Origin of the sequence: Streptomyces sp. WM6386 (assembly GCF_000972385.1) — a bacterium.
Lineage (GTDB): Bacteria > Actinomycetota > Actinomycetes > Streptomycetales > Streptomycetaceae > Streptomyces.
In genome coordinates this window covers 1-414 of the sequence record NZ_JXTE01000540.1, presented here as the reverse complement: position 1 = coordinate 414, position 414 = coordinate 1, and the positions used below count along the sequence as shown (strand labels likewise).

The following is a 414-nucleotide window of genomic DNA, read 5'->3' as shown; positions in this document are numbered from 1 at the left end:
TCGGCCAGACGGATCGTCGCGTGGGCGACGGCCACGCCGTCCCCGGGCGGCAGCAGCCGTACCGGGCGCAGTTGCAGGGCCTCGATCTCGGGGAGTTCCTCGACCATCGCCGAGATCCGCAGAACGGTCTCCTCAAGAGCCGCAAGATCCACACCCCGGCCACCTGCCCGGCCGTCCAGCAGCGGGGCCGCCCGCAGCGAGCGGACCATCTCCCGGGCATCGCGGTCGCTGAGCGGTGTGACGCGATGTGCGACGTCCGCCATGAGGTCGGCGTAGTCCCCGGTGAGACCGAAGGCGACCACCGGGCCGAAGACCGGGTCGGCGCGGACGGTGAGGAACGCGTCCGGTCCGGGGCCCGGTCCGGTGGCGCGTACGGCGATTCCGTACGATTCCAGCAGCTCGGCGGCGACCGCC

General features: G+C 72.9%; 1 protein-coding gene. It reads right to left on the bottom strand.

Features of this window, described 5'->3' with window-relative positions:
* Positions 1-414: acetate--CoA ligase family protein (locus TN53_RS42610; RefSeq protein ID WP_046264289.1), on the bottom strand; the 414-nt coding region annotated here is incomplete at both ends.